Here is a 22,817-nt window from a genome sequence, read left to right on the forward strand (position 1 = left end):
CCCCGTCAGAAGGTGGAAAAGCCGGTGGCCTCCATGAATCGATACTGCCAGTACCGGAGCCGTGATTCGTCGGCATTGGCGGAGTAGGGCAGGCTGAATACCGGTGTCGACCCCGGCCCGTTCATCCACAGGCGGTCGAACAGCTCGGTCGCCGTGACCATGACTGGGGCATCGGCGGTGCCGGTGACCAGCATTGAGGTCTCCAGGTTGTAGTTGTCGATATTGCGGCGGGTCAGGTTGGCTGACCCCAGCAGCAGCCGCGCCAGCCCCTGGTTGTCCCGCAACATCAGCAGCTTGTTGTGGCACTGTTCGCCGTCGGTATTGCACCAACGTACCTCGATGTCCGCCTGGTGCAGCTCGAACGCCACCTGGCGGTTGGGTATGCCATTCTTGGCATGGCCAAAGGCGTCTTCGTTCCGGTCCAGCAGGATTCTCAGGGTGGCTCCGCGGCCATGGGCGGCCTTCAGCGCTTCAACGGTGCCCCGATGGGACAGGTAGAACATGGCCAGGTCGAGCCGGTCACCCTGGCCAGCGCGGTCAATCAGGTCGATGGCAGCTTCCCGGATGGCGGCTTCGGTCAGTACCTGGCCGTGCAGGTCGGCCCCGTCCGCCTCCGGAGGATAGATCTTCCCGGGCAGAGACCAGTCGGGGACCGTTACCCCGGACAGGGCCATGACCGCCTCCTCCGTGGCCAGCAGGTCAAGGGCGGCGGGGCCTGTGAAGGTGATGGCCGTGTTCCAGTGGCGGCTGCTGCCGGCGTGGGGGTTGGCGGAGGTGACCAGGCCACGGAGCTGGTCGCCCTCATCCACCACCAGGGTCTTGCGGTGGTTGGCCTTGAAGTTGAGCAGGGTGAGATAGCTGCGGAGGGTCACCTTGCCATTCTCGAACGCATTGGGCAGCCAGCCACCGTCCGGGTTGTTGCCGAACCACTGGCAGCATGCCCGCCACAGGGCGGACCAGGTGGGATTGGAATCCCGCAACGGGCGCAGGTTGGTTTCCACCAGGGTGATTCCTGCCTGTCGGAGCCGTTCAAAGTGGAGCTGGCGCATACCACCGTAGACCGTGTTCAGCGGATCAGTGATCACCACCACATCCAGCTCCGGCACCGCCTGCTTGCGTTCCACCAGTGCCTGGGTGAGTTTGTCGGCCAGGGGCTCGAAGCTGCCATCCGGGGCGCTGTCATTAAACAGGAACATGTCGATGACAATCATGCGCTGGGCCTGGGCAATCAGGTCGAAGACTTCCCGGAAGATGCCCTGGCTCTGGAAATGCCCGCCGGCGGAGGTGCGCCAGCTCACGTCCGGAATCAGCCGGGCGTCGTAGAGTGGACGGCTTGGCGCGCTCCTGGACAGGCCTGCCGGCATGGGTTTGAACGTGTTATAAAGACCTGTTGCCAGCAACAATGTGAATATAACGGCAGCCACAAGCTTGAACGAGATCAGGTGCATCCCTGCGGGGTCTCCTGTTTCGGGTAATATCCGATTATTTATGAGAGCAGTATAAACAAACCAAATAAAAAGGGTTTTCCATATGATAGGTTACGTTACTATCGGTGTCAGTGACATGGGGCGGGCCAAGGCCTTCTACAGCGACCTGCTGGCGGACCTGGGCGCCAGTGTGCTGATGGATATGGAGCGTATCGCGTTCCTGGGCAAGAGTATGGGCAAACCCATGCTGGCCGTCTGCACGCCCTATGACAAGGAGCCCAACCATCCGGGCAACGGCAACATGGTGGCCATCAATCCGGGTTCCAAGGAGATGGTGGACAAGCTGTACCAAAAGGCGATCGAACTGGGTGCCACCTGCGATGGTGAGCCGGGCCAGCGTATCCCCGACCGTTTCTACGGCGCCTATATCCGGGATCACGATGGCAACAAGGTGGCCTTCTTCCACTTTGGCTGAGTTGGCGTAGCCAGGGGGCGCCGCAACCCGGCGGTTACGGCGCTGGCAGTGATCCGGAGCAGGCTGCTGACGATCAGTCCCCGGAATCGGGAACGGTCAGGTCCGCCGGCTCATCGTCGATGATGAGCTGGTTGCCGTCCAGGTCCTGGGTCTGGTCATCCTCTTCCGAGAGGGTCCGTTCCGTGACTTCCTCCGGATCTTCTGAAATCAGGCGTACCCGGGTGACATTGCCCTGATAGCGGCGCTCCACATCATCTGTCCAGTGCATCAGCACCAGGGAGAGCGAACTGCGGCCTTCCGGGGTACCCATGATGTACTCGTCGTAGAGACTGGTTTCGAGGAATTGTTGCTCGGTCAGCCCCACCTGGTCACGGTAGAAGTCCCTGGCCTCATCAAGGTTGCTGACGCCGATACCCACCGCACCCAGCATGATGAGGGGAGCGTCGGACGACTCGGCAATCTCGATCAGGTTATTGTCAGGGTCGCGTCCGAAGCCTACGACACCAAAGCCTGATTGTTCCTCGGGCGGCAGGGTCACCACGCCACCAGACCTCTCGAACTGATTGGCCAGGGCCTCGGCGTCGGGCGTGACGAAGACAATCTTGCCGGGATTATCCTGCAGGTTTCGCCCCAGCCCATCGGTAAATTCGATCAGGGTGAGGGTGGCCTCCTGTAGGGGGCTTCCCGGCGACTCCAGGGTAATCCGCCGGCTGTTGTCGGTGGTGGTTTCGTCAACGATCCTCATGTCCAGGCCGTTCCGGTAGACCGGCAGTGACATGTCCAGGTCACTGACGCCCAATTCCAGACCGGTCACCTGGCTGGCCACGGGGGTCGGCTCGTCGTCGTCATCCTCTCCGTCGGCATTCTTATCGAAGAGTTCCCACTCACAGGCGCTGAGCAGGCCGGTCAGGAGCAGCGCCATCAGGGTGGTCAGGAATCGTGAACGGGTGTGTCCCTGACGGTTTTTCCAGTATGCCATATTAACTTCCTGTTCTTTTTGTGTGATGTCCTGGTCCAGGCTTAACCCTGGGGTGGTGAATCGTTAGCTGGCGCACATCCGCCAGCAGGCGTCGCGGGCATCGTTGATGTCCTTGTCCGACAGTTCGATATAGCTTGCACGTTCGGCTTTTATCAGGTTGACGAAAGCGCCCCAGACCGTCGCCATGATAATCTCGGCGCGAATGTCCGTCCGGAATACCCCCTGTTGCTGCAGGTTCCTTGATGGTGTCACCAGTCGCCGGAGCACCTGACGTTCCAGCTCCCGCGATCTGTCGTCCAGATAGGGCAGGTGGTCCTGCAATTCCAGGAACCGGAAGGACTTGGGATGCTCCCGGGCAAACCCGACCATCTGCTGCCAGTGTTGGTCGAACAGTTCCCGTGGCGAGCCTTGATGGTTCCGGGTCTGTGCCAGGTACTCGCCGAAACGCAGCTTCTCCTCCTGGAACAGCGCATTGACCAGTGCTTCCTTGTTCTGGAAGTAGCGGTATATGGTCCCCGTGCCAACCTGTGCCCGACTGGCGATGTCCGGTACCGCCACCCCGTTGACACCCAGTTCCGCGAAGCGGTCGAGGGCAGCCTCCAGTATGGCCGTGCGCTTGGGTTGCGGGTCGGTCTGTTGTGTTTGCTGGGCGGTTGAAGACATGACTTTCCTCTGCAGTGGCTTCCCTGAACCCTGGGCAGGGTGAACCGGGAAGAATCCAGCCGGTTTCCTCCCTGCCCGATGCATCAGATTATCAGTTCGCCGCTACCTCTGCCTCGTTTGCCTGTGTGACCCTTGAGTTTCGCGGGTATCGCGATGCTGAGCGGCCCGCGCATTCCGGAAAACTCTGACGACGGACTCCGCGTGGTGCATAGCAGATGGCTATTTACAAGCGATGTTGCTATGGAGCAGTTCAGTATCCCACCGCCGCCCCATCGCCTCGCGGATCGGCACCTCCTTCGAACATGCCTGTCGCTGGGTCGATGCGGATAGCCTGCGCATGACCCAGAGAGCCGCTCCACTGCTCCACCATTTTGACCGGCTGACCGCGCAGCCGCAGTTCGCGTACGGTTTCATCGGAAATACGTGATTCGAGCACCAGATCGCTGGATGCGGTGCCCCATGTCCTGCCCATAAGCCAGCGGGGCGCTTCGATCGCCTGTTGAACGTCAAAACCGAAATCGACCAGTCGCGTCAGCATGGCGGCCTGGGTCTGGGGCTGGCCTTCACCGCCCATCGAACCATAGGCGAGGACCGGCTTGCCGCCTTCCATCAGCATTGCCGGAATGATCGTGTGGAAAGTGCGCTTTTCGGGCTCCAGACGGTTGGGATGGTTCTCGTCCAGCGAAAAGAACGAACCGCGATTTTGCAGGATAACTCCGGTATCGCCGCCCATCACGGCCGCGCCGAAATCATGATAGATCGACTGGATCATCGAAACGACAAGGCCGTCCGAATCCGCCGCGCACAAATAGATGGTGTCGCCGTCCGGACTGCGCTTGTCGAAGCTTTTGCCGTAGCGCAGTCCAGGCTCCAGTTCCTGCTGCACCAATGCACATTCGCCGGAAATCAATGCCCTCCGTTCGTGGGCATAGTCTTTTGAAAGCAGCTGATCGAGCGGAATGTCGACAAAGGCGGGATCCGTCAGCCATTCGTCGCGATCGGCAAAGGCGACCTTCACCGCCTCGACGATGTGATGGTAGTAGTCGGCCGTCCCCTCTCCCCAGCTCTTGACGTCGAACCCTTCGAGCAGGTTGAGGAGTTGCAGTGCCGCGAACCCTTGCGTGCTGGGCGGCATCTGGAAAGCGTCATAACCGCGATAGGTGGTGGAGATCGGCTCGACCCAACGGGCTTGATAGTTTGCAAAATCCTCCGGCGTTAGCGGTGAACCGCCCGCCGAGATCGCTTCGCAGATGCGCTCCGCGACGGGACTTTCATAGAAGCCCTCTCGCGCTCCAGATGCTGCCAGAGCGGAGAATGTTGCTGCCAGTTGGGCCTGAACCAGCAGCGAGCCTTCGCGTTGGGGGGCGCCTTGCGGCAAATAGGTTGCTGTCATGCGAGGGTCCTGAGCCAGGATTTCAGCATCCTGTGCCAGCCAGTCCGCAAGCGAGCGGGAAACAGCGACGCCATTGCGGGCATAATTGATGGCGTCGGCGAACAGGCTCTCCCAGGGCAGCTTGCCAAAGCGCTCATGCGCGAGCCTCCATCCATCGACAGCGCCCGGTACGGTCAGGGCTGCCAACGGGCCGCGCATCGGAATATGGTCCGTAATACCGCGCGCGCGATAATATTCGCGTGTCGCCGCTTTCGCCGACGGGCCGCTCGCGTCAAGCGCATGAACACCGCCCGCCCCGGCACCTGCAATCAGCCAGAAGCCATCGCCGCCCAGCCCAGCCATATGCGGATAGGCCACGCAAAGGGTGGCATTGGCGGCAATTGCAGCGTCCACCGCGCTGCCGCCGCGTCTCAGTGCATCCAGGCCCGAGGCTGACGCAAGATAATGGGGCGTGGACACCATACCACGCGATGCAAAAGTGGGCGGACGACCGGTACGGGGACCATTGGCATGGCTCATGACGCGCTCCTTGATGCGTAAGGGTTATTCAGATTTTTCTTTCGGGGGGAAGAACAGACGTTGCGCCGGCGGGATCATCGCCCCGACCAAAAGGACCACAAGGCCGAGCCACCATAGGAATGCGGGGCCTTCGGTCGTGCCAATGCTGATAAGAGGAAAAGAGGCGAGCAGAAGCAGGAACGAAAGGCTCAGATAAACGATCCGGTTCTTGAACAATCTTTTCATGGGGTTCCCCTTATGCAGTAATCATCACAAGGATGACCGTTGCGACGCCTGTCAGAAGGAATGCGACGATCGTCCAGGGCAACGTCTTACGCATGATCTCGCCTTCCTTACCGTTGATGCCGGCGGTACTAGCGCCCATGACAACATTTGCCGGCGCGATGGCATTGCCGATGGTACCGCCAGCGCTCTGTGCGGCGAGTATTGTTGCTTCAGGCAAATCCTTCAGGCGGGCAATCATGATCTGAAGATCAGAGAACAGCACGTTGGAGGATGTGCTGCTTGATGTCGTGAACGCGCCGACGACACCGATGCCGTTGGAGAGAAACGCGAAGGCATAGGCGGGTGCCACCGCCGAGATGCCAAGTGCCAGCACCTCGTTCTGCCCGGAATGGTTCATGATCGAGGCCAGAATGAGGAAGGCGATGATTGGCACCGAAGCGGGAACGGCTGTATCGATAAGACCTGCCAACAGGCTTTTGGCACCCTTTTGAGCAATCTGCGCCCATTTCGAGAAGTAGTTGCGAGACTGAAAGACTATCCAGGTCAGAAACGCAGTCACCAGTAAGCCAGCACCCGGATGTGAGAAGGGCCGGAGCGCCGAGTAGGTTTCGGTGCCAGGGATGGTCAACCCAAAACCGGTCGATACGGCGGGGAACGGAAAGCCGAACGTGAAGGCCGATAGAGCATATCGCAACGGCTCAATTATCGATGTGCTCACCGCAATGATGCTCAGCAGAATATAGGGCAGAAAAGCCATTGCCGTACCCATCGGAGGCGATTTCTCTTCGATTGTCTCCACGGGGCTTGTCAGCATCGCAGGGCGATCGACAATGGAGGTCGCTGGAAGTGCGTATCGTTTCCACCGCGCAAGCGGGAACAGCGCGAACAACGCCGCAGTTGCTGGCAGGAACGCAGCCAATGTCGGATCGATCGCCACGGCAGCGATCTGGCCCAGCCCTTGTATGGCGGCGATTATCAGAACGAGCGGCCAGCCGTGGCGAATTGCCGGCCAGCGCCCGTACATCCACACCACCATGAAACCACCCAGAAAGGCCTGGATCGTGATCAGAATTGCGCTTTGATAGGCTGTGGCCATCGTCGTCGCCTGATCGATATCCACTACCTGAAGCGTTGCCAGCCAACCCGCTCCCAGTGTTCCGTAAAACTTTGCCCAAATGTGCGCGATGATGGGAATCGCCACAGCATAGACGGGCTTGAGGCCGAAGGCGACCAGCAAGGGAGCAACGATCGCGATCGGCGTACCGAAGCCGTCGATACCTTGCAGGAAGGATGTAAAGACCCATCCAAGCGCGACGACGATAAATAATTCATTCTTGCTTAAGCGGGTGATGCCTTGACGCATCGCTTCATATCCGCCTGATTTGTCCATGATCTGGTAGAGAAGCAGTGCGGGCCAGATAACCAGCAGAATGAATATTGCGTCCCATACACCTTTGGCGCCGGCGACGGCCAAGGTATCAAGTGGTGTCCTGAAGGCAAAAAGCGCGATCGCTGCGGCCACGAAGATTCCGAAAGCACCAGCCTGTTGCGCAGTCCAGCGAAGCTGAATCAGCAAGAAAGCAAGTACGACGACCGGTAATATGGATAAGGACCAATGTAGTATATCGACTGGTAAATCCATGTCTGTGCCTCCTCATCCCTAAGTTTCCATAAGATCTTTAGAATAGGCAGTATTTTGCGCAGTTGCCTTTCCGTGATCAGGCCTTGTCGCTCTTGGCTTTGTGAAGCCCGTTCTTCTCATGGAACGAGCAGTCAGTCGGCGCGCCACCCGTACGCCGCAACCCGAAAGGCGCTTCCCATTTCCGCTGCGCCCCAGCCGACCGCGCCCAGCACATGGGAGTCACGATCAGCATAGATGACTGTCTGCGAATCCGCTACCAGCGCCAGCAGTGCCGGATGGTCGATGGATGCCCCCATCTGCTCCGCAAGGCGCGGGTTACCTGCCCATAAGAAGCCTTCGCCACCACTGCTGACAATGCCCGCGCTCGGCCTCGTGGCGATCCTTGCCGTAGTGCGGAAAGTCTGGTGAGGCTGGAAAATGCACATGCTGACATCCCCCCATGGTATTACTGTCGGTCGTTTCGAGGAGGTGGCAGTATGAGGTATCGGGCTTCAGCTCACGGGTGATCCAGCCAAAGCTGTTACCCGGCGGGAATTTGAATGGGCGTTCATTCACCATCCTGGCCTCGGTGCTATCGGAGCGCAAGGAGCCTGACGGAATTGTTCCGTTGCCCCGCACGGACATTTGACCCGGAGGGAGTTTGGCTGCATCCTAATCCGGTTTCATAACGCAACCAAAAAACGGGAGAATCAACCGTGACTGATTACAACAATCGCGCCGTTGTACTGAAGCAACGCCCCCAGGGCGAAATTCAGGATGGCGACCTGGAGATCATCGAAAAGCCGGTCCGGGACCTGAAGGAGGGGGAGGTTCTGGCCAGGACCCTGTGGCTGTCCCTGGATCCGTACATGCGCCCGCGCATGAACGACAGCAAGGGCTATATGGACCCCATCGGCATTGGTGAAGTGATTGTCGGCGAGGTGGTTGCCCGGATTGAGGAATCCCGGTCCGACAAGTACCAGGTGGGTGACCTGGTGACCTGCTACGCCGGCTGGCAGGAATATTCGGTGTTCCCGGACACCGCCGATATGGTCTACAAGATCCAGGAGAAGCCTGGTGTTCCGCTGCAGGCCTACCTGGGTGTGGCTGGTATGCCAGGGCGTACCGGCTACTGTGGCCTGATGTTTGTGGGTGAGCCCAAGTCTGGTGAAACCGTGGTTGTATCAGCGGCATCCGGTCCGGTGGGCACCGTGGTGGGCCAGACCGCCAAGAAGGAAGGCTGCCGCGCCGTCGGCGTTGCCGGCGGTCCCGAGAAGTGTCGCTACGTGGTGGAAGAACTGGGCTTCGATGCCTGCGTGGACTACAAGGCGGGCAATCTCGAGGAAGACCTGAAGGCCGCCTGCCCGGACGGTATCGATATCTACTTCGAGAACGTGGGTGGTGCGGTGACCCGCGCGGTCGCGCCGCTGCTGAACAAGGGCGCCCGGGTGCCCATCTGTGGTTACGTATCGGCCTACAATGCCGAGGATCCCAGCAAGGTGGAAACCCCGTTCCACGTCCTCAAGGCGCTGGATCCGGTGCCGGAGCACCGTTTCTTCCTGGTCACCGAGTGGCAGGACAAGCACCAGGAGATCACCGGTATCCTGGCGGACCGGGTGGCTTCAGGTGATCTGAAGTACCGTGAGACGGTTGCCGAGGGTCTTGATAATGCCGTTGAGGCGTTCAAGGGCATGCTGAAAGGGAAGAACTTTGGCAAGCAGTTGGTGCATATAGCGGACTAAACCGGTAAAGCTCGTTCTCTCAGACCTTGGGGGGACGAGGCGGTTCGGTATCGTTTTTCAGGACACGCCCCGCAAGTACATCCCTGGCCGATTTTTGCTCCTGCAGAATCGGCATTTCCGCCGTCCTTGGCGGTCATAAGGCTCGACGAACGCCTTCCCTGGCGTTCGACGGTCCTGAAAAACGATCCCCAACCACCTCTACCAGGCTTTGGTGACAGCTTTCAGAAACCTACCTGTCAAGTCTCAGCGTTATGATAGACGTTCTGCACGTCATCCAGGTCGTTGAGCATATCCAGGAACTTCTCGAACATCTCCACATCTTCCCCTTCGACCGGCGTCGTGGTCTGGGGCAGGAACTGGATCTCGTCCACCTCGAACTCCAGACCTTCGAAAGCCTCGCTCAGTGCCTGCTTGGCCTTGGCGTACTCGGTATTGGGGGCGAACACGGTAATCAGGCCGTCCTCGTTCTCGATGTCTGTGACATCCACATCCGCTTCCATCAACGTTTCCAGAACGACATCCTCATCATCGCCCTTGAAGGCCAGGATGGCGCAGTGGTCGAACATGTGGCTGACACTGCCAGGGGTGCCGATCTTGGACTTGGTCTTGGTGAAGCACACCCGCACATCGCCGAAGGTGCGGTTGGGGTTGTCGGTCAGGCAGTCCACGATCACCATGCAGTTACCGGGGCCGAAGCCTTCGTAGCGGGCTGCTGAAAAGTCCTCGCCAGCGCCGCCCTTGGCCTTTTCCAGGGCCTTCTCGATAACGTGGGTGGGCACCTGGTCCTTCTTGGCGCGGTCGATCAGCCCCCGCAGTGTCAGATTGCTGTCCGGGTCGGTGCCACCGGACTTGGCGGCGACATAGATTTCACGACCATACTTGCTGTAGACGCGAGTCTTGGCAGCGGCCGTCTTGGCCATGGAGTCTTTTCGGTTCTGGTAGGCTCTGCCCATGTTCAGGATCCTGTGGTTCTTCAGAAAAACGAATAGTACACGCAGTCACCCGGACGAACCACTGACGGTTGTCACACCCGGGCGAAGCGTGTGCCATTGTCGGGTTCAGGCCACCTATACAAACTCCCTTGGGGGTTGGTAGTGATCACGGGTCATCAGGTCAATGCCGCAGTCTACGGCTGAGACCCAGTCCAGGAAGCGTGTCACCATGGCAGGACCCTCGAACCGTTTGCCGTGCTGGGGCACAATCATATCCACATCCATGGCGCGAACCATGTGGGCCCAGAGCTCGCAGACTTTCCGTGAACCGATATAGCGCCGGTGGAACCCCTCCATGTAGGGGATATGGTGATCAAAATTGCTCACGGGCCTGTGGTCTTCCGCCGCGCCCATCGACGCACCCAGATCACCGGAGAACAGGATTTTTGACACCGGATCGTAAAACTGCAGGTTGCCGACGGAATGCATGAAGTGCGCCGGCAGGCACTGGATATAGGTATCCCCGAAGGTCACCCGTGCTCCACGATCGGGAATGGCTATGATGCGATCAAAGACACTGCTTCCAAGCTGGTTGGTAACATAGTCGGAGGCCAGGTGGGGGAGGAAACGGGCCCATAGTCTGGAGGTGACAATGCTGGCCCTGGTGTGCACGATCCAGCGATCAATCGAACCGATGATATCCGGATCCTGGTGGGAGGCGAAGACATAGTCCATCTCCCGGATATTCATATGGCGGGACGCCGCCATGGACAGGGGGGTATAGGTAAGGTCGCCACCTGGATCAATAAGGGCTTCGTGTTTGCCATCCACGATAAGGAACTGGTTGGACTGGACACCCTCGCCGGTGACCAGGGAGTCGAACATCAGGCATTTGTGATGGCCATTATCAAACAGGACTATGGGGTCGACCGCCATTCTTGAATCCTCCTGGCACGTAATGATGGAGCAGGCGGCGAGCTTAGGGCAGGAGAGTCAGGAGGGTATTGCGCCAGGTCAACCGAGCTGACTTTAGTCAAAGATCGGTGTCTGACAGCACCTGACGCAGGCGGCGGATACCACGACGGAGTACCCGTTCCACGGCGAGTTCCAGGCTACGACCGGAATAGGGGACGACCTCGTCAAATTCGGCGGTGTAGTGCAGGCGGGTGCTTCCGTCCGGTGGCCCCGACAGCCGGATGCGGCCCAGGTGGTTGCGGAAGGCGCTGAAGCTGGTGACCGAGTACTCGATCAGGTGGTCGGGCTCGAAGGTCAGGATGGTTTCCTCGAAACCAACCGGCCCGACGCCAATCCAGCGTACCGAGCCGGTGCCGTTGGGGTCGGCCTGGTCGCTGTCACGAATACGCTTCACCGGTAACCCTACCAGGCTTCCTAGGCGGTTGTGGTCTGCCAGCAACTGGAAAACCCTGTCGCGGGGATAGGGCAGTTGCTCCGTGAGTTCAACGCGATATTTTGGCATTGGCAGTGGCTGTCGTTGTTATTGTTGAAACATTATATAAGCCACTAGACTACCCGGTTCGCGATGCCAGAAAAAGTCGCATCCGGTAACACTCTTCTGCTCAGGATATGCCCATGGCCCCGGAACATGACAGCGCCGACTCATCGAGCGGCGATGATACCGCCACCACACGCTGGCAGGTGATGAAGGAAGTCAAGGAGCTGTCCACACCGCTTTATGGCCTGTTCGGGCTGGGCGTGCTTTACACCCTGTATATTGCCCACCAGATCGTGCTGCCAATCATCCTGGCTATCCTCGCCAGTCTGTTACTGGCGCCGTTGGTGAGCCGTGGTGCGCGGGTTGGTATTCCCCGCTTTATCAGTTCACTGGTGTTGGTGCTGACATTGCTGGCCGGTATCCTGGGATTGGGCTGGGCAGTGGTCACTCCGGCGCTGGAGTGGGCAGAGGAAGCGCCCCAGGGCATCTCGCGGCTGCTCGTGGGCCAGAGCGGGTTTCGCAGCCAGATCGAGAAAGTGACTGAGTCCGCCCGTAAGGTGGAGGAGTCCATGGACGATCTGGCCGAAGGTGATAACCGGACACAACCCACCACTGTAGTCCTGCAGGCTGAATCCTGGCGTAGCCAGCTGCTGCAGAAGGCACGCAACGGTGTGGCGGGCCTGGCCCTGGCGTTGGCCCTGACTTATTTCCTGCTGGTGAGCGGTGACCGGCTTATCCATAATTTTATCCGCCAGTTACCCGCGGGTCAGCGCCGCCGGGCCCTGACCATTGTGAGTGACTCCCAGAGCCAGATAGCCCAGTACCTGGGCGTTATCGGGGTCAGCAACCTGCTTATCGGTACCGTGACTGGCCTGATGTGCTGGGCGGTCGGTCTGCCGGACCCTGCAATCTGGGGACTTGTGGCCGGGTTGGCGCGTTTCATACCCTACCTCGGTGTGATCCTGACCATCACGCTGCTGGCGGTGGTATCGGCGACCAGTCTGGAGGAACTGTGGCTGATGGCCATCGCGCCCCTCGGATATCTCATACTCACATCCCTGGTGGGTTTCTTCATTGAGCCCTGGATCCATGGTTTCAGGATGGCGATCAATCCCGTTATCATTTTTGTAGCCATATTCTTCTGGGGCTGGCTCTGGGGGCCGGTTGGCGTGCTGCTGGCGGTGCCACTGATGACGGTTATCCAGGTGGTGCTCAAGCAGATTCCGCGGCTGGGTCCGGTATACCGGGTTATTGCCCGGTGAGAAACCCCCGGACGCCAGGTTTCCGGTCCATGGCTGCGGCGGGACTTCCCGTAGCCGCTGGACTACATTGAACAGAAGACGATCCGACCGCAGCCGGCGCCACGGGCTCCGGTTCCCGGATTGCCATGGGGTCCAGACCGAGTTCATGGCCAAGACACAGCTTGGCATGCATGTTGTGGTTCCCGACAGTACGTGGGAGAAGAAAGGAGCTGTCTATGCCGGTGTTTGAGTTCCGCAGGCCAACCCATCATCGTACCCGCTCCATCGAGCTGGTGGATATGCAGTCCGGTGGCGATGTCAGCCGTATTGTGACCCGGGGCGTCGGGCACCTGCCCGGTGGTTCGGTGCTGGAACAGATGCGCTATATCCAGAAGTACGGTGATGGCTTTCGCCGCTGGCTGCTGAACGAACCCTATGGCGATCCCTTCATGTCGGTGGACCTGATCGTACCGCCTGACAATCCCAGGGCCCAGGCCGGTTACATCATCATGGAAGCCATGGGCTACCCGTTGTATTCCGGTTCCAACACCATCTGTACCGCGGCGGCGATTCTCGAGAACGGCGTCGTACCCATGGAGGACGGCGAGCAGACCCTGGTGCTGGAGTCCCCCGCCGGTCTGGCCTGGGTGACGGCCCATAACGCCAATGGCCGGGTGCAGTCGGTGACTACCCGCAGCGAGCCGGCCTTTGTCTGCGAACAGAACATGAAGGTGGACGTGCCCGGATGGGGCGAGGTCCGCTTCGACCTGGTGTGGAGTGGCGCCTACTTCGCGCTGGTGGATGCCGAGTCCCTGGGGTTTGACCTGATGCCCGGGGAGGTCAACCGTATGATTGAATTCGGTCTGGCCATGGTGGAGGCGGCACGCCCGGTGGTGACGGACCAGCATCCGGAACTGGGGGATGTGGGACCCCTGCCATTTGCCCACTTCATGGGGCCACTGGAGCCCGTCGACGGGGGGTACCGGTCCCGTTCCGCCACCTATGTGCACCCCGGTGTCATCTGCCGCAGCCCTACCGGCACGGGGACCACCGCGCGGATGGCGCTGATGTATGAAAACGGCGGACTGCGGGAGGGCGAAACCCTGGAAACGGTGTCTCCCAAGGGCAGTTCGTTCGTGGGGCGGCTGCTGGGTGAGTCCACTGTCAGCCATTACAAGGCGGTGAATACCGACATCACCGGCCGGGCCTGGACCCTGGCCCGCTCGGAAGTCCTGCTGGATCTGGACGATCCCCTGGTGGATGTCTCCGACCTGGAGGGCGTGCTCAACTCCGGGCCGGCCTGACGATCCTCGGGATGTCCGGGGACGGCATCAGCGCAACAGGTCAGTCATTTCCAGCACCGAGCGGGCGACCTCGGTCAGTTTGCGGCCCTGGTCCATGGCCACCTTGCGTAACTGCTTGTGGGCCTCGTCGTCGGATATCTGGTGGTGCTTCATCAGCAGCAGGACCGCCTTCTCCAGGATACGGCGATCGTCCAGGGCCTCCCGGGCGATGCGCAGCTCATCGCTGAGCTGATCCAGGCGGACCGCCTGCTGCTGGACCAGGTCGAACACCGAACGTCCCAGCTTCTGACCCATACCATCGCTGCGATACTGGCTGGTTTCGCTGCCGTTCTCTCTGGCACATACCACCAGTACCGGGTCCGGAGCGTGCCCGCTGTCATCGAGGCTTTCCATGAGATTCTCCTCATGGGTCAGGGCATTGCGGGCCTCGGTGTAGCGGGCGATGCAGCCCCGATGGAAGTGGTCTTCCAGCACATCCTCAATCTGCTTGAGTTCGTCGATGCGTCGGGTCATCAGCTCGAACCACTGGTCGGCCAGGTCGGTATCCAGCTCCTTGTAGCGACCTACGGAACAGGCCAGCCCCCGCAGGTGTTTCAGGTCCTGCCAGAAGTCTTCCCGGTTGTGGCGTTTCCACAGGGCCAGGACCTCCTCGTCCGCGAAGCGTTCGAACACGGGGAAAGACCGTTCCTGCGCATCAATAAGGTGCGTTATGCGCTGTGACAGTGCATGGTCGAAGTGTCCCCGGGAGAACCCCAGAGAGCCGGCCGCACGTTCCTGGCCGGCCATTTCCTTGCCCTGCATCAGGTTGACCATGGCCACCATCATGCCCGCAATGGTGGGGTCCACCACGGTCTCCGCCGCCTCGAAAACCACGGTCAACAGGTGGCGGATACGTTCAATGTAGGCGTCGATAGCCTGTTCCGCCGAAATGGACTGCCGGCGGACCTGCTGGCGAATAGCCGGCAGGGACTCGAGCCCGTGCAGGGCGGCTGCCAGGCTGTTGAGCAGGCTGGTGCTGGATGGGTCCTGGGTCAGTTCGACCTGGATTTCCATCAGCTCATGCTCGAAGGCGTCCTGCTGGTGAAGGCTGCCTTCCACCATGGAGGTCAGTTCCTCCGAGAAGCGGCCCCCACGAGACCCCAGAAAGACGTTGGATGCACCCCGCTCACGCTGGAGCTCATGGATCAGGTTGCCAACGCTGAGCACCAGCTTGCCCATCTGCAGGAACCGCTCCAGGTTCCTGAGTTCACACCGTTTCGAGGCGATCAGATAGTCCGCCGCCCGGGGGCGTTGAGGGGGGTGGGGTGATAGCTTGGCTGCTGACATCATGGTGACTCCCTGGAATCAATCCCTTGAGGGTTGGCATCCTCCGGACCGGTTCATGGCTCCGGTTTTCGGAACGTTTGTCCTGTATGCAGCAATATGCAGGCCAGACCGTTCGTGATGATCTGAAATGCTGGTAAGAAACGATCGTTTGAGGGTTGCGGGCCTTTCTGTAAAACTGTGGGGATTTCGTAATAACGGACGCCCCGGAACAGGGACCTTCCGTTGCCACTGTCAGGGAGCGAATAAGGGTATGTCGAAAGTTAGATGGAGTTCCATGGGGCTTTCGCTGGTCCTGGCCGTGGCCATCGTTGTCTGGCTCGCCACCGGCGAACTCCGTTCAGCTCAGGAACAGGCACCGGAGCCCCGGGAAGGGCAGGGGCTGGGCCTGCCTTCGGTGGAGGTGGATCTCCGCCAGGCCAGCACCTTCCATCCGGATATCCGCCTGCAGGGCCAGGTGGAACCCTGGCGACGGCTGGAGGTCAGCGCCCGCCTCAGCGGGGTGGTGGAGGAACTTGCCGTGTCCCTGGGTGATACCGTCAGCCAGGGCGACAATCTGCTCAGGCTGTCACAGGATGACCGGCCGGCAGCCGTTGCCGGTGCCCGGGCCCGGGTCCGTCAACTGGAAGCAGACCTGGCAGCGGCTGAGCGGCTAAGGTCCAACCGGCTGGTATCCGAGTCCGAGCAGATGCGGCTGGAATCGGAGCTGGCCTCGGCCCGGGCGGAACTCCGTCAGGCCAGCCTGGCCATGAGCTATCTCACCCCGTCGGCGCCGTTCGACGGCACCATCAACGCTCGCCATGTGGAAACCGGTACCTTCGTCCAGGCCGGCGAACCCCTGTTCGAGGTGGTACAGGTGGACCTGTTGAAAGTGAGCGGTTACCTGCCACAGCAGCAGGCCGGGCGGGTAGCCCCGGGGCAGAGCGTTGTGGTCAGTCTGCTGGATGGGCGTGAACTGCACGGGGAGCTGACGTTTGTTGCCAGCGCCGCCGATCCGGAAACCCGCAGTTTCCGGGTTGAGGCCCGGGTGGCCAATCCCCAGGGCTATCGCATTGCCGGTGGCAGTGCCTCCGTCCGCATTGAAATGCCGTCGGTGGAAGCCCTGTACCTGTCCCCGGCGCTGCTGAGCCTGGGGCCGGATGGTCGCCCCGGCGTTTTGCATGTGGATGACGGTGATCAGGTGGCATTCAGCACCGTGACGCTGCTCAGCGTCGGTACCGAAGGGGCGTGGGTATCCGGTGTCGACTTCCCGGTGCGGCTGATTACCCGGGGCGGCGGGTTCGTGTCGGAGGGGCAGAGGGTCCAGCCGGTGTCCGCAGTCGCGGGGGACTGAATCATGCGAACCCTTATACACGCGGCCATGGATCGCAGCCGCACCACGCTGCTGCTTCTGCTGTTCCTGCTCCTGGGTGGCTTTGCCGCCTATAGCACCATTCCCAAGGAAGCCAATCCGGATGTCACCATCCCCACCATCTATGTGTCAGTGACCCTGGAGGGGGTAAGTCCGGAGGATGGTGAGCGTCTGCTGGTACGCCCCCTGGAGCAGGAGCTGCGGTCCATCGAGGGTATCAAGGAGATGCGCAGCACGGCGGCGGAAGGGTATGCCGCGGTGATACTGGAGTTCGACGCCGGTTTCGACCCCGACCAGGCCCTACAGGACGTACGGGAGAAGGTGGACACCGCGAAGGCGGACCTGCCCTCGGAGGCGGAGGAGCCACGGGTCCACGAGATCAACGTATCCCTGTTCCCCATTCTGTCTATTGGCCTGTCCGGCCCGCTGTCGGAGAGGGAACTGATCTCCATAGCAAGGGAACTCCAGGACGCCATCGAGGGTATTCCCGAGGTGCTGGAAGTGTCGATCGGCGGCGACCGGGAAGACCTGCTGGAGATCGTGGTTGATCCTCAGGTACTGGAGAGCTATGGCGTCGACTACGACCAGCTTGCCACCCTGGTGCGCCGTAACAACCAGCTGGTGGCGGCCGGCAGCCTGGATAACGGTCAGGGGCGGCTGGCCATCAAGGTACCCGGTGTGGTGGAAGACGTCGAGGACGTCATGAACATGCCGGTGAAGGTGAGCGGCGACCGGGTGGTGACCTTCGGCGATGTAGCGGTGCTGCAGCGGACCTTCAAGGACCCCACCGGCTTTGCCCGGATCAATGGTGAACCGGCGGTGGTGCTTGAGGTATCCAAGCGGTCCGGGGCCAATATCCTGGAGACCGTGGCCAAGGTCCGCGGCCTGATGGACGCCGCTGGCCCCTGGCTGCCGGACGAACTGGATGTCCGTTACACCATGGACCAGTCCGAGGACGTGAGGAACATCCTGTCCGACCTGCTCAACAACGTGCTCACCGCCATCGTGCTGGTGGTGATCGTGGTGATCGCCGCCATGGGCCCCCGCTCCGCCGCACTGGTGGGAATCACCATTCCCGGCGCCTTCCTCAGCGGTATCCTGTTGATCTGGACGGTAGGCTATACCCTAAATATCGTGGTGCTGTTCAGCCTGATCCTGGTGGCCGGCATGCTGGTGGACGGCGCCATCGTGGTGTCGGAACTGGCGGACCGTAACCTGTCTGATGGCATGTCCCCGCGCAAGGCCTGGGCGGAGGCAGCCAGCCGTATGTCCTGGCCGGTCATTGCCTCGACAGCCACCACCCTGGCGGTCTTCGTACCCTTGTTGTTCTGGCCGGATACTGTGGGCGAATTCATGAAATACCTGCCTGCCACGGTCATTGCCTGCCTCACCGCCTCCCTGGCCATGGCGCTGGTGTTCCTGCCGGTGATGGGCGGTGTCAGTGGCGGCGACAGGCCAAGGCAAGCGGGCGGCGATGGTGCCATTGTGGCCGGCTATCGTCGTGTCTTGTCGGGTTTGCTGCACTATCCCTGGCTGACGCTTCTGGGTGCCCTGCTGATCATCGGGGTGATTGGCTGGAGCTATAAGTCGTTCAACCACGGCCTGGAATTCTTCCCCGAGGTGGAGCCGGAGTCGGCTCAGGTTCATGTCCGGGCCCGGGGTGACCTATCGATCCACGAACGGGATGCCATTGTCCGGGAAGTGGAGCATCGGCTGGCGGGCATGCCGGAGGTGGCGTCGCTGTATGCGCGTTCCATGGTCAGTCCCGACCAGCAGATGGCGCCGGATGTGATCGGCAGTCTCCAGTTCAACTTCGTGGACTGGGACCAGCGTCGCCCGGCCTCGGAGATCCTCGCCGAGTTCCGCGATATGACGGCGGATATTCCGGGCATCCGGCTGGAGTTCCGTCAGCAGGAAGAGGGCCCCGGTGGCGGCAAACCGATTGAGATCATGATCACCGGCGCGGATTACGGGGTGCTGGACGACTACACCACACGGTTGCGTGACACCATGGGCGACATCGGCGGGTTTGTGGATGTGGAGGATAACCGCAGCCTGCCGGGTATTGAGTGGCGCCTGGAGGTGGATCGGGAAGCTGCGGCCCGGTTCGGTACCGACGTGGTCAGTATCGGCAGTTCCGTGAGGTTGGTGACCAATGGTCTGGTGCTGGCCACCTACCGCCCGACGGAAGTGCGTGACGAAGTGGATATCGCGGTACGTGTTCCGCCGGCCTGGCGGGAGCTTGATCAGTTTGAGCGGCAGACCCTGAACACGTCACGGGGGCAGGTTCCCCTGTCCCAGTTCATCAGTCTGGAGCCCGCGCCCAAGACGGGGACCATTGTCCGGCTGGATGGCCAGCGGGCGATCACCGTGAAGGCGGATGTGGGACCGGGCAGCAACGCCAACGCCCTGCTGAACCTGTTGCGTGAGCGTCTGCCGGAGCTACCGGAAGGGGTGGGAATCCTCTATGGCGGCGAAGATGAGGAGCAGCGACGTACCATGAGCTTCCTGGGACTTGCCTTCCTGGTGGCCATCGGGCTGATGACACTGATCCTCGTGACCCAGTTCAACTCCCTGTACCAGTCCCTGCTGATCCTGTCGGCAATCGTCCTGTCGACGGCGGGGGTACTGCTGGGATTGTTGCTGAACGGGCAGGCCTTCGGGGTGGTTATGGTGGGCATGGGTATCATTGCGCTGGCCGGTATTGTGGTGAACAACAACATCATCCTGATCGATACCTTCAACCAGATGCGTGCCGAAGGTCTGGCCCCGATGGAGGCAGCCCTGGAAACCGGCTGTCTGCGTTTGCGCCCGGTCCTGCTGACGGCCATTACCACCATCCTGGGCCTGATGCCCATGGTGCTGAGTGTGAATGTGGACCTGCTGACACCGTCCCTGGGTATCAATGCGCCTTCAACCCAGTGGTGGACACAGTTGTCCAGCGCCATTGCCGGTGGGCTGGCTTTTGCCACCTTCCTGACGTTGCTGCTGACACCGGTGTTGCTGCTGGTAGGGGCCAGGTTTGGTCCGGCGGCAAAGCCTGTCGAATAGGTGTCCTTGGAGGGGAAGACCCTGCCAGGCCGGGAGCTGCCCATGTTTGTCGCTCCGGCGCTGGCAGGATTCAAGGGGAGGTCGGAGCTAGTTCGTGGCCTGCTCCGATGAGTCGTCATCAGGAGACCCGCCATTGGGCATGACCTCCGGGTAACGGGAGGCCAGTTTCTGTTGCCTTTCCGTGCGCTGCTCGGGGGTAAGATCCGGATCCGCCTGGATGGCCATGACCTCAAGGGTGTAGCGGGCCATCTGCTCTTCCCGGTGGTACAGTTGGTCAGCCAGTTCCGGCCCCAGGTGGGTCCGGCGCAGGCGGGCAATCTGCTCGTAATCATTGCGCAGGGATTGCGGGTCGCTGCGAACCGCCAGCGTATCGGAAATCTCCCGGAAGGCATTGCTGTAGCGGTAGAACTTTTCCGTAATCTCCACCGCCTGCTCTCCCGCCTGCCCCCCCAGGCCCGCCTCAATCATCGCCTTCAGTTCCGCCAGTTGCTGCTCATCCATGGTGACCCGGGCATCGAGGAAGGCTTGCTCCAACACGGTCTGGGCGGTCTCGTTCAGGACGATGTCGCCGTTCTCGTCCAGCTCGATCTGGCTCAGGGCACCGGCCACCTGTTCGAGCTTGAACGGGAGATTGGTCTCCTCTTCCTGTTCCGTCTCGACAGGCTGTTCCGGCTCGTCTTCCTCCGCTGCAAGCATGGTGTCGGAGAACAGCTTTTCTTCCCCGGGACTTTCGCTGACCTTCGATATATCGGTGGTGGCAGGTTGCGGTTCCGCAGCCTGTTCCTCCGCCGGTGGGGCGGACTCCGGAATCAGTGCCTTTCCCCCCGCCCATATGGCGATGGTCACAACGCCAAGGATACCGGCGCCAGTGGCAAACAGTACGGCCCGGTTTCTGGGGCGGGGCGCCGGAGCGTTGTTTTTTCTGGCCTTGTTGATCCGGGTCGTCACGGCATCAACTCCTCGACACCCTGTTGCTCACGAATATGGGAAATGGTGGTGCCCGACCACTTCTTCATGGCCCGGCGCAGGCTGGAGGCGCAGGAGAAGCCGACGATGTCGGCAACCTCGTCCACGCTCAACCCGGATGACCGGAGCTGATGGGTGGCAATCTCCATTCTGACGGAATGGAGCAGTTTGCGGAATGAGGTCTTTTCCGCGGCCAGCCGCCGGGTCAGGGATCGTGGTGGCATTTGCATGCCTTGGGCCACCTGCTCCAGATCGATGGATGGATTGAAGTGGGAGCGGATATGCCAGCGCACCCGATCGGTGAAGGTGATATCCACCGGTGCCTGGTTCAGTTCCTGTTCGCATTGCTGGATCAGCTTGCGGTAGGCGCGGCGACGGTAGGGACGGAAGGGCTTGATGACATAGTTGTAGTCAGCCGAGATGGCGGTCCGGTCGGTGCCGAAGGTGACCGACTTGCAGGGCAGTTCGCTGTACAGGTCCACGTGGGCCGGTTCCGGGTAATCCAGGGTAACGTGCACATCAGTGTCCCGGGCGTCCGGATTGCCACAGAGTGTCCACAACCGGGCCGCCATGGCCACCCGGAACTCGAGGGTGAACATGCGCACGTCCTCCTCGTAGACCTCGTCCGTGGCATAGTCAAGGGGGTCCACCACCCGGCGGTTGCAGTCGATATAGGTGGTAGGTCGGGACACCATCAGCGCGTAATAGGGCTGTGCTATCACCAGGTAACGACGGAAGGCCTCGCCGGCTTCCTTCAGGCTGGGGCTGGAATGGATGGTGTAGCCCAGGGTTCCCCAGAAGCTCCAGTCCATCTCCATACCGGTGATAAGGCCAAGTCCGGGCTTGCGACAGTGCTGTATGCCATTGCGGACCAGGGTCTGCTGTTGCAGGTAGCTGATGCGGATGTCCTGCATGTCAAACATGGCCGGTGATATGCCGGTGCCTTTGAGGAGGTCGCTGAGGCTGGCTCCATGTCGGACAAAAATCTCAATAAATCCCAGTGGATGCAGGTGGAGTGGGATCACTCTGGCGTTGAAGTCCATGTTGAGAGCCCCCTTTGATTGTCAATGCCATTATTGTGTTGGTGTTGTAACATTCCTTTACAGTGTGCCCTGATTCTCAGTGGGGTAACAGGAACCCCTTAACAAAATTGACTCCTGCATCTAGTGTGCCGTTTACAGGCCCTTGCGTTCGATATCCCAGCCGTTCAGGTCACAGGCGGTGCAGGGGCCGGTGAACAGTTCCGCCGCAGCACGGTCACCTTGCAATTGATACAGCCACCAGGCGGTGCTGATGCCGGCAAACTCGCCGAAGTCGCCGACGGGCTCGAAGTGGCCCGCGCCATTGAGAGTGGCCCAGAACACGGGTACGTCAACGCGGTTAAATACCGGACTCTGGTTCCGGGCCGGGTCCGCCAGGGCGTCGTTGCTGCCGGAGAGCAGCAGCATCGGAGCGGTTTGCTCGTCCTGTGAATCGGCGTCGTGGCCCAGTCCGAGGATGTAGGGCTGGACCGGTGCTGTGGCGGTGATACGGGTGTCGCGGGCTGCCATGATGGTGCCGCCACCGCCCTGGGAGTGGCCGGAGGCACCGATGTTGGAGAAGTCAACGCTGCTGCCATAACTGGACTGGCGAACCGCGTCGATACAGTCCAGCATTTCCTCGCCGGAACCGGCATTGGCGGTGTTGGCCGCCGCCACCACAAAGCCGTAGGAGGCCCAGTGCTCCAGGCCATCGCTGTAGGTGGACGGGGAACCGCCCGTACCATTGCCCCAGAGGATCAGTGGTGCCCCTTCCGGTACGCTGCGGGGGCGATAGACGGTGCATGACTGACCTTCGCTACCGGATGTGGTGGCGTAGGAACCGGGGGACGCGTACTGGTCCGTGGGATCACCACCGCCACCACCACCGACCGCGAGGGCGGAACTGGAGATCAGCAGTGCGCCGACGGCAGCTAAAGTGTTTCGTGGCAAAGACGGTTTGAATCTGGCGAGTTTCATAGTGTTTTCCCCGATCTTCAGAACGTCGTTATTGGATTTTGAGTTGGCCGTGAAGCAGGGGAGCTGGACGGAGGTTAACTATCAGGCTCCCTGAGTCGGCCTGGTTCGATAGTAGAGGTCGGTGGCGGTGGTCGCGCATCACAGCATGTGCAAAT

General features: G+C 60.8%; 20 protein-coding genes. 6 read left to right on the forward strand and 14 right to left on the reverse strand.

All coding sequences use genetic code 11. From position 1 onward, the window contains the following. Positions 1-5 precede the first annotated feature (5 nt). A complete protein-coding gene (locus ACJO2E_RS03835; RefSeq protein WP_406962002.1) occupies positions 6-1,448 on the reverse strand; it encodes a phospholipase D family protein in 1,443 nt (480 codons plus the stop codon). An 82-nt stretch (positions 1,449-1,530) separates the two neighbouring features. Between ACJO2E_RS03835 and ACJO2E_RS03840 the strand changes: the two genes are divergently transcribed. After that, positions 1,531-1,902: a VOC family protein gene (locus ACJO2E_RS03840; RefSeq protein WP_406962004.1), complete on the forward strand. Its 372-nt coding sequence runs from the start codon at positions 1,531-1,533 to the stop codon at positions 1,900-1,902. A gap of 73 nt (positions 1,903-1,975) precedes the next feature. On the opposite strand, the gene ACJO2E_RS03845 is transcribed toward ACJO2E_RS03840, so the two are convergent. The 6 genes from ACJO2E_RS03845 to ACJO2E_RS03870 form a co-directional block, all read right to left on the reverse strand. After that, positions 1,976-2,881: a VOC family protein gene (locus ACJO2E_RS03845; RefSeq protein WP_406962006.1), complete on the reverse strand. Its 906-nt coding sequence runs from the start codon at positions 2,879-2,881 to the stop codon at positions 1,976-1,978. Between the two features lie 63 nt (positions 2,882-2,944). Continuing rightward, on the reverse strand, positions 2,945-3,544 hold the full coding sequence (locus ACJO2E_RS03850; protein WP_406962008.1) for a TetR/AcrR family transcriptional regulator: 600 nt from the start codon (positions 3,542-3,544) through the stop codon (positions 2,945-2,947). A 250-nt stretch (positions 3,545-3,794) separates the two neighbouring features. Further along, positions 3,795-5,456 carry a gamma-glutamyltransferase gene (gene ggt, locus ACJO2E_RS03855; protein ID WP_406962010.1) on the reverse strand — a complete coding sequence of 554 codons (1,662 nt, stop codon included), beginning with the start codon at positions 5,454-5,456 and terminating at the stop codon, positions 3,795-3,797. 24 nt (positions 5,457-5,480) lie between these two features. Next, the gene (locus ACJO2E_RS03860) at positions 5,481-5,681 is read right to left on the reverse strand and encodes a hypothetical protein (RefSeq protein ID WP_406962012.1); all 201 of its coding nucleotides are present in this window, start codon (positions 5,679-5,681) and stop codon (positions 5,481-5,483) included. A gap of 10 nt (positions 5,682-5,691) precedes the next feature. After that, the gene (locus ACJO2E_RS03865) at positions 5,692-7,323 is read right to left on the reverse strand and encodes an L-lactate permease (RefSeq protein WP_406962014.1); all 1,632 of its coding nucleotides are present in this window, start codon (positions 7,321-7,323) and stop codon (positions 5,692-5,694) included. 131 nt (positions 7,324-7,454) lie between these two features. Beyond that, the gene (locus tag ACJO2E_RS03870; protein WP_406962016.1) at positions 7,455-7,748 is read right to left on the reverse strand and encodes a hypothetical protein; all 294 of its coding nucleotides are present in this window, start codon (positions 7,746-7,748) and stop codon (positions 7,455-7,457) included. Between the two features lie 270 nt (positions 7,749-8,018). Here ACJO2E_RS03870 and ACJO2E_RS03875 point away from each other — a divergent pair, with 270 nt between their 5' ends. Continuing rightward, positions 8,019-9,044, forward strand: a complete 1,026-nt coding sequence (locus ACJO2E_RS03875) for an NADP-dependent oxidoreductase (protein ID WP_406962018.1) — start codon at positions 8,019-8,021, stop codon at positions 9,042-9,044. A 236-nt stretch (positions 9,045-9,280) separates the two neighbouring features. Here the strand turns inward: ACJO2E_RS03875 and ACJO2E_RS03880 are convergent, their stop codons facing one another. The 3 genes from ACJO2E_RS03880 to ACJO2E_RS03890 form a co-directional block, all read right to left on the reverse strand. After that, positions 9,281-9,997, reverse strand: a complete 717-nt coding sequence (locus ACJO2E_RS03880; protein WP_406962020.1) for a YebC/PmpR family DNA-binding transcriptional regulator — start codon at positions 9,995-9,997, stop codon at positions 9,281-9,283. 114 nt (positions 9,998-10,111) lie between these two features. Beyond that, a complete protein-coding gene (locus ACJO2E_RS03885; RefSeq protein WP_406962021.1) occupies positions 10,112-10,912 on the reverse strand; it encodes an oxygen-binding di-iron domain-containing protein in 801 nt (266 codons plus the stop codon). 97 nt (positions 10,913-11,009) lie between these two features. After that, on the reverse strand, positions 11,010-11,453 hold the full coding sequence (locus tag ACJO2E_RS03890) for an SRPBCC family protein (protein WP_406962023.1): 444 nt from the start codon (positions 11,451-11,453) through the stop codon (positions 11,010-11,012). A gap of 182 nt (positions 11,454-11,635) precedes the next feature. Between ACJO2E_RS03890 and ACJO2E_RS03895 the strand changes: the two genes are divergently transcribed. Continuing rightward, positions 11,636-12,691 carry an AI-2E family transporter gene (locus ACJO2E_RS03895; protein ID WP_406962373.1) on the forward strand — a complete coding sequence of 352 codons (1,056 nt, stop codon included), beginning with the start codon at positions 11,636-11,638 and terminating at the stop codon, positions 12,689-12,691. A 215-nt stretch (positions 12,692-12,906) separates the two neighbouring features. Beyond that, a complete protein-coding gene (locus ACJO2E_RS03900) occupies positions 12,907-13,974 on the forward strand; it encodes a proline racemase family protein (protein WP_406962025.1) in 1,068 nt (355 codons plus the stop codon). 27 nt (positions 13,975-14,001) lie between these two features. On the opposite strand, the gene ACJO2E_RS03905 is transcribed toward ACJO2E_RS03900, so the two are convergent. After that, complete coding sequence (locus tag ACJO2E_RS03905) at positions 14,002-15,303, reverse strand: nitrate- and nitrite sensing domain-containing protein (RefSeq protein ID WP_406962026.1); 1,302 nt, start codon at positions 15,301-15,303, stop codon at positions 14,002-14,004. A 247-nt stretch (positions 15,304-15,550) separates the two neighbouring features. On the opposite strand from ACJO2E_RS03905, the gene ACJO2E_RS03910 reads away from it, so the two are divergent. Continuing rightward, positions 15,551-16,630 (forward strand): efflux RND transporter periplasmic adaptor subunit, encoded by a 1,080-nt coding sequence (locus ACJO2E_RS03910; protein ID WP_406962028.1) that lies wholly within the window; start codon positions 15,551-15,553, stop codon positions 16,628-16,630. Positions 16,631-16,633: 3 nt separating this feature from the next. Continuing rightward, positions 16,634-19,699 carry an efflux RND transporter permease subunit gene (locus ACJO2E_RS03915; protein WP_406962030.1) on the forward strand — a complete coding sequence of 1,022 codons (3,066 nt, stop codon included), beginning with the start codon at positions 16,634-16,636 and terminating at the stop codon, positions 19,697-19,699. An 87-nt stretch (positions 19,700-19,786) separates the two neighbouring features. Here ACJO2E_RS03915 and ACJO2E_RS03920 read toward each other — a convergent pair whose 3' ends face one another. The 3 genes from ACJO2E_RS03920 to ACJO2E_RS03930 all read right to left on the reverse strand — a co-directional run bounded on the left by ACJO2E_RS03920 (position 19,787) and on the right by ACJO2E_RS03930 (position 22,662). Then, entirely contained in the window at positions 19,787-20,647 is an 861-nt protein-coding gene (locus ACJO2E_RS03920) for a lipase secretion chaperone (protein WP_406962032.1), read from the reverse strand. Next, on the reverse strand, positions 20,644-21,708 hold the full coding sequence (locus tag ACJO2E_RS03925; RefSeq protein ID WP_406962033.1) for a helix-turn-helix domain-containing protein: 1,065 nt from the start codon (positions 21,706-21,708) through the stop codon (positions 20,644-20,646). The genes ACJO2E_RS03920 and ACJO2E_RS03925 overlap by 4 nt, the downstream gene beginning before the upstream one ends. 132 nt (positions 21,709-21,840) lie before the next feature. Next, positions 21,841-22,662 carry a poly(ethylene terephthalate) hydrolase family protein gene (locus ACJO2E_RS03930; RefSeq protein ID WP_406962035.1) on the reverse strand — a complete coding sequence of 274 codons (822 nt, stop codon included), beginning with the start codon at positions 22,660-22,662 and terminating at the stop codon, positions 21,841-21,843. Positions 22,663-22,817: the final 155 nt, after the last annotated feature.

Source organism: Marinobacter shunpengi, assembly GCF_045449695.1.
GTDB lineage: Bacteria > Pseudomonadota > Gammaproteobacteria > Pseudomonadales > Oleiphilaceae > Marinobacter.

Excerpts from the sequence above, each read along its gene's own strand:
- ACJO2E_RS03865 (WP_406962014.1), bottom strand. The coding sequence starts at position 7,323 with ATGGATTTACCAGTCGATATACTACATTGGTCCTTATCCATATTACCG.
- ACJO2E_RS03895 (WP_406962373.1), top strand. The coding sequence starts at position 11,636 with ATGAAGGAAGTCAAGGAGCTGTCCACACCGCTTTATGGCCTGTTCGGG.
- ACJO2E_RS03890 (WP_406962023.1), bottom strand. The coding sequence starts at position 11,453 with ATGCCAAAATATCGCGTTGAACTCACGGAGCAACTGCCCTATCCCCGC.
- ACJO2E_RS03905 (WP_406962026.1), bottom strand. The coding sequence starts at position 15,303 with ATGATGTCAGCAGCCAAGCTATCACCCCACCCCCCTCAACGCCCCCGG.
- ACJO2E_RS03885 (WP_406962021.1), bottom strand. The coding sequence starts at position 10,912 with ATGGCGGTCGACCCCATAGTCCTGTTTGATAATGGCCATCACAAATGC.
- ACJO2E_RS03870 (WP_406962016.1), bottom strand. The coding sequence starts at position 7,748 with ATGTGCATTTTCCAGCCTCACCAGACTTTCCGCACTACGGCAAGGATC.
- ACJO2E_RS03860 (WP_406962012.1), bottom strand. The coding sequence starts at position 5,681 with ATGAAAAGATTGTTCAAGAACCGGATCGTTTATCTGAGCCTTTCGTTC.
- ACJO2E_RS03880 (WP_406962020.1), bottom strand. The coding sequence starts at position 9,997 with ATGGGCAGAGCCTACCAGAACCGAAAAGACTCCATGGCCAAGACGGCC.
- ACJO2E_RS03925 (WP_406962033.1), bottom strand. The coding sequence starts at position 21,708 with ATGGACTTCAACGCCAGAGTGATCCCACTCCACCTGCATCCACTGGGA.
- ACJO2E_RS03900 (WP_406962025.1), top strand. The coding sequence starts at position 12,907 with ATGCCGGTGTTTGAGTTCCGCAGGCCAACCCATCATCGTACCCGCTCC.
- ACJO2E_RS03840 (WP_406962004.1), top strand. The coding sequence starts at position 1,531 with ATGATAGGTTACGTTACTATCGGTGTCAGTGACATGGGGCGGGCCAAG.
- ACJO2E_RS03845 (WP_406962006.1), bottom strand. The coding sequence starts at position 2,881 with ATGGCATACTGGAAAAACCGTCAGGGACACACCCGTTCACGATTCCTG.
- ACJO2E_RS03850 (WP_406962008.1), bottom strand. The coding sequence starts at position 3,544 with ATGTCTTCAACCGCCCAGCAAACACAACAGACCGACCCGCAACCCAAG.
- ACJO2E_RS03930 (WP_406962035.1), bottom strand. The coding sequence starts at position 22,662 with ATGAAACTCGCCAGATTCAAACCGTCTTTGCCACGAAACACTTTAGCT.
- ACJO2E_RS03910 (WP_406962028.1), top strand. The coding sequence starts at position 15,551 with ATGTCGAAAGTTAGATGGAGTTCCATGGGGCTTTCGCTGGTCCTGGCC.
- ACJO2E_RS03915 (WP_406962030.1), top strand. The coding sequence starts at position 16,634 with ATGCGAACCCTTATACACGCGGCCATGGATCGCAGCCGCACCACGCTG.
- ACJO2E_RS03835 (WP_406962002.1), bottom strand. The coding sequence starts at position 1,448 with ATGCACCTGATCTCGTTCAAGCTTGTGGCTGCCGTTATATTCACATTG.
- ggt (WP_406962010.1), bottom strand. The coding sequence starts at position 5,456 with ATGAGCCATGCCAATGGTCCCCGTACCGGTCGTCCGCCCACTTTTGCA.